The 3,198-nt window shown below is 72.6% G+C and carries 4 protein-coding genes and 1 pseudogene; 1 reads left to right on the top strand and 4 read right to left on the bottom strand.

Annotated elements, in window-relative coordinates; genetic code table 11:
- Both E7Z54_RS01370 and E7Z54_RS01365 read right to left on the bottom strand, forming a co-directional pair.
- A pseudogene (locus E7Z54_RS01370) lies at positions 1–404 on the bottom strand (AAA family ATPase); the annotation flags it as partial.
- Between the two features lie 7 nt (positions 405–411).
- The gene (locus E7Z54_RS01365; protein WP_136431036.1) at positions 412–1,110 is read right to left on the bottom strand and encodes a flagellar biosynthesis protein FlgA; all 699 of its coding nucleotides are present in this window, start codon (positions 1,108–1,110) and stop codon (positions 412–414) included.
- Between the two features lie 100 nt (positions 1,111–1,210).
- On the opposite strand from E7Z54_RS01365, the gene E7Z54_RS01355 reads away from it, so the two are divergent.
- A complete protein-coding gene (locus E7Z54_RS01355; RefSeq protein ID WP_136431034.1) occupies positions 1,211–1,450 on the top strand; it encodes a helix-turn-helix domain-containing protein in 240 nt (79 codons plus the stop codon).
- 12 nt (positions 1,451–1,462) lie between these two features.
- Here E7Z54_RS01355 and E7Z54_RS01350 read toward each other — a convergent pair whose 3' ends face one another.
- Together E7Z54_RS01350 and E7Z54_RS01345 are read right to left on the bottom strand one after the other, a co-directional pair.
- On the bottom strand, positions 1,463–1,891 hold the full coding sequence (locus E7Z54_RS01350) for a hypothetical protein (RefSeq protein ID WP_136431032.1): 429 nt from the start codon (positions 1,889–1,891) through the stop codon (positions 1,463–1,465).
- 154 nt (positions 1,892–2,045) lie between these two features.
- Positions 2,046–3,198: S1C family serine protease (locus E7Z54_RS01345; protein ID WP_206055949.1), on the bottom strand; the 1,153-nt coding region annotated here is incomplete at its 5' end.

The raw sequence follows: 3,198 nt of genomic DNA, 5'->3' as shown, positions 1-3,198 counted from the left end.
CCCGGGGACGTGGTGGGGGCCGCCGGCCCCGTCGTCTCGAGCGGGTCGGCGGTCGGGTCGGCCGGAAGCGCCGCGACCACGGCGCCCACGTCCGCGACCCGCTCGGTCGGCAGGATCGTGGTGATGCCGATCCGGGCGGCACGCGGTCGCGTCGCATCCGGGTCCGCTGCGACCCCGACCACGCGCACGCCGTACCGCTCGAGGTCGTGGACGACCGAATGGTCGAGGCCGGGCAGGTCGGTGCCGAGGACGGCGACGTCGGCCTGGCCCGTGCTGGCGGTCGCGAGCAGGTCGGCCACGTCGACACAGCGCTTCAGCACCACGACCCCGGGATGGTCCTTGAGGGCGCTCAAGGCGCGCGACTCCCAGGCGGCCCCGGAGGAGACGAGCAGGACGACGATCACCGCGGCCTCAGCTGCGCTGGAGGATCCGGATGATGGGCTCCTGCAGGGAGGCCAGGAGCCGCTCGAACTCCGCCGCGGTCTCGTCGCCGACGGCCACCACGAGCTGCCGCGCACCGGTCACGGCGAAGGTGTCGTCGTACTCGGGTGCGGCGACGACCGTGACCGCGCTGAGCGCCGGCCCGGTCGTCTCGGTGCCGCGGCCGGCACCTCCGCTGCCGACTCCGGGCCCACGAGCCCCGGCTCCGTCGGCCAGCCACACGTCGACGACCGAGCCGGTGCCGACGTCGGGCGGCACCCGGTTGGGGTCGACCTCGAGCGGCACCTGCAGGAGTCCGGCGTCCGTCGCCGAGCCGACCGCCGACCGGGCGAGCAGCTCTCCTGCACCGACTGCCCGGGTCAGCACCAGGCCGTCCGGTAGCGGGGTGTCGGCGAGGAAGTACCGGTCGAGGTCGGCGGGGTCGGCGAACCGTACCCGCTTGGTCGTCAGGTCGCCCTCGACCACCGCGGAGCCGGTGCCGCGGTCGTCGTCGAAGGCCCATACCGTGACGGTGTCGTCGGCGGCCGCGAGCAGTCGCGCGCCCGCCACCACCGACGCGGTCACGAGGAGCACGCCGACCCACAGCCTGGGGTCGCGCCACCCCGGCCTGGCCACGCGTGAGGCCGGCGGTGGGACGGTCGCGGCCCGCATCCCGAGATCACTGGACACCGGCTCATCATGCAGGCCCGTTGCCCGCACGTCACCTGTCGATCCACAGGCAGGACCGCCCCCGGCTGCGGACGCCGGGCCCGGGTGCCACCATGTGCACATGCCTGGCAGCTCGCGCTTCCTCACGCTCGCCGACGTCGCGGACGTGCTCAACACCTCCAGCGCGCAGGTCTACGCGCTGGTGCGGCGCGGCGACCTGCCGGCGATCAAGATCGGCGGCAGGGGCCAGTGGCGGGTCGAGGCGTCCAAGCTGGAGGAGTACATCCAGCAGCAGTACGACGAGGCCCGGCGCTTCATCGAGAAGCACCCGTTCGAGGCAGAGGTGGACGCGGACACCTGAGGCCGGCCCGGCTCAGATGATGGCGGGGCACCCCTTGGCGGTGCAGGTGCTGTAGCCCGACGAGACCAGGTTGTAGTCGTTGGTCTGGGCGTCGTAGGTGTAGTGGTCCCAGTACACGCGGTTCGGCGAGCCGCCGGAGGTGAACTCCGGGAAGTCGTAGGCGCACATGTGCCACGTGCCGGCGCCGTGCGCGTTGCGACACGAGCCCGACTGACCCGTCCTCGTGCTCCAGAAGACGACCGCCGAGCGGCCGTCGGTCTCGGTGTCCCTGACCCAGAAGTTGTCGGTGTCCTGGACGAAGCAGGACCGCACCCAGTTGTCGTCCCCCGTGCAGACCGCGTCTCCCGGCGGGGCGCCGGTGTGCGCGCCTGCCGGCGCGGCGAAGCCGACCGACAGTGCGAGGGTCGAGGCGATCAGGGCGACGAGATGGCGAACCCTCATGTGCTGCTCCTCCGAGACGATGCGAGCCACTCCGCGAGTGAGTTGCGCCACACGCTAACGCCGGCCCGCCGCGTTGTCACCAGTTGGGCGAGACTCGTCCGGGGCCGGTCTGCCTGGCCCCGGACCCTGCGCCGGGCCGCCAGCAGCCCGTGGGTCAGCCGACCTTCGAGCCCAAGGTCACCTCGATCGACCGGGACTTGCCGTCGCGGACGATCTCCAGGTCGACGACCGCGCCCGGCTGGCGGGTGCGGATGGCGACGATGAGACTGACCTCGTCCGAGACCAGGTCACCGTCGATCCGGACGACGACGTCGCCCGCCCGAAGACCGGCCTGGTCGGCGGGGCTGTCGGCTTCGACCGACTCGATCTCGGCGCCCTCGCCGTCCAGGCTGCCGTCGACGACGAGGTTGGCCCCGATGACGGGGTAACGCGCCTCGCCGGTCTTGAGGATCTGGTCGGCCGTCACCCGGACCTGCTCGACCGGGATCGCGAAGCCGACGCCGATGTTGCCGGCGTCCTGGTCGATAGAGCCGCCGCCTGCGGTGGCGATCGCCGAGTTCACGCCGATCACCTCGCCCTGCATGTTGACGAGCGGACCACCGGAGTTGCCCGGGTTGATCGCGGCGTCGGTCTGGACGGCGTTGATGTACGACGACCCGTCGGCCGGGTCGCCGGTGGTGACCGGTCGCTGGAGATAGCTCACGATGCCGGCGGTCACCGTGTCGGGGAGGCTCAGCGGCGAGCCGATCGCGACGACGGGCTCCCCGACGCGCAGCTTGCGCGAGTGACCGAGCTTCGCGGGCACCAGGTCGTCGTGGTCCTTCACGTACAAGATGGCGAGGTCGTAGACCGGGCTGCGACCGACGACGGTCGCCTCGTGGCGGTTGCGGTCGTGGTCGACGACGACGATCGGGCCGTCGGACTCGGCGGCGTCGGCCACGACATGGTTGTTGGTGACGACATGACCGTCGCGGTCCATCACCCAGCCGGAGCCGCTCGCTCCGGCCTCCTGGCCGTCGTACTCCGCGATGATCTGGACGGTGCTCGGCAGGACGGCCTGCGCCACGGCGGCGACGGACCCGGGCTCCTCGAGCGGCGGCAGGTCCTCGAGGTCGACGTCGGCGAGGCCACCGTCGGCAAGGCCGGGCTCCTCGGCGTCCACGAGCCGGTCGTAGGCGAGTGCCCCGAGGAAGCCGCCGCCCAGGCCGACCACCAGCGCGAGAAGCGCGACGAGCGGCCAGGTCGAGCGGGGAGGCCGGAGGCCCTGCGGGCGCCTCACCGTGAGGTCGGCAACCGTCGGCGGCGTG

It is taken from the genome of Nocardioides sp. (assembly GCF_004803405.1).
In the GTDB taxonomy this organism is placed as follows: Bacteria; Actinomycetota; Actinomycetes; order Propionibacteriales; family Nocardioidaceae; genus Nocardioides; species Nocardioides vastitatis.
The sequence above is the reverse complement of the archived record's forward strand: the minus strand, read 5'-3'. Positions and strand labels throughout refer to the sequence as shown.

Excerpts from the sequence above, each read along its gene's own strand:
- E7Z54_RS01355 (WP_136431034.1), top strand. The coding sequence starts at position 1,211 with ATGCCTGGCAGCTCGCGCTTCCTCACGCTCGCCGACGTCGCGGACGTG.
- E7Z54_RS01350 (WP_136431032.1), bottom strand. The coding sequence starts at position 1,891 with ATGAGGGTTCGCCATCTCGTCGCCCTGATCGCCTCGACCCTCGCACTG.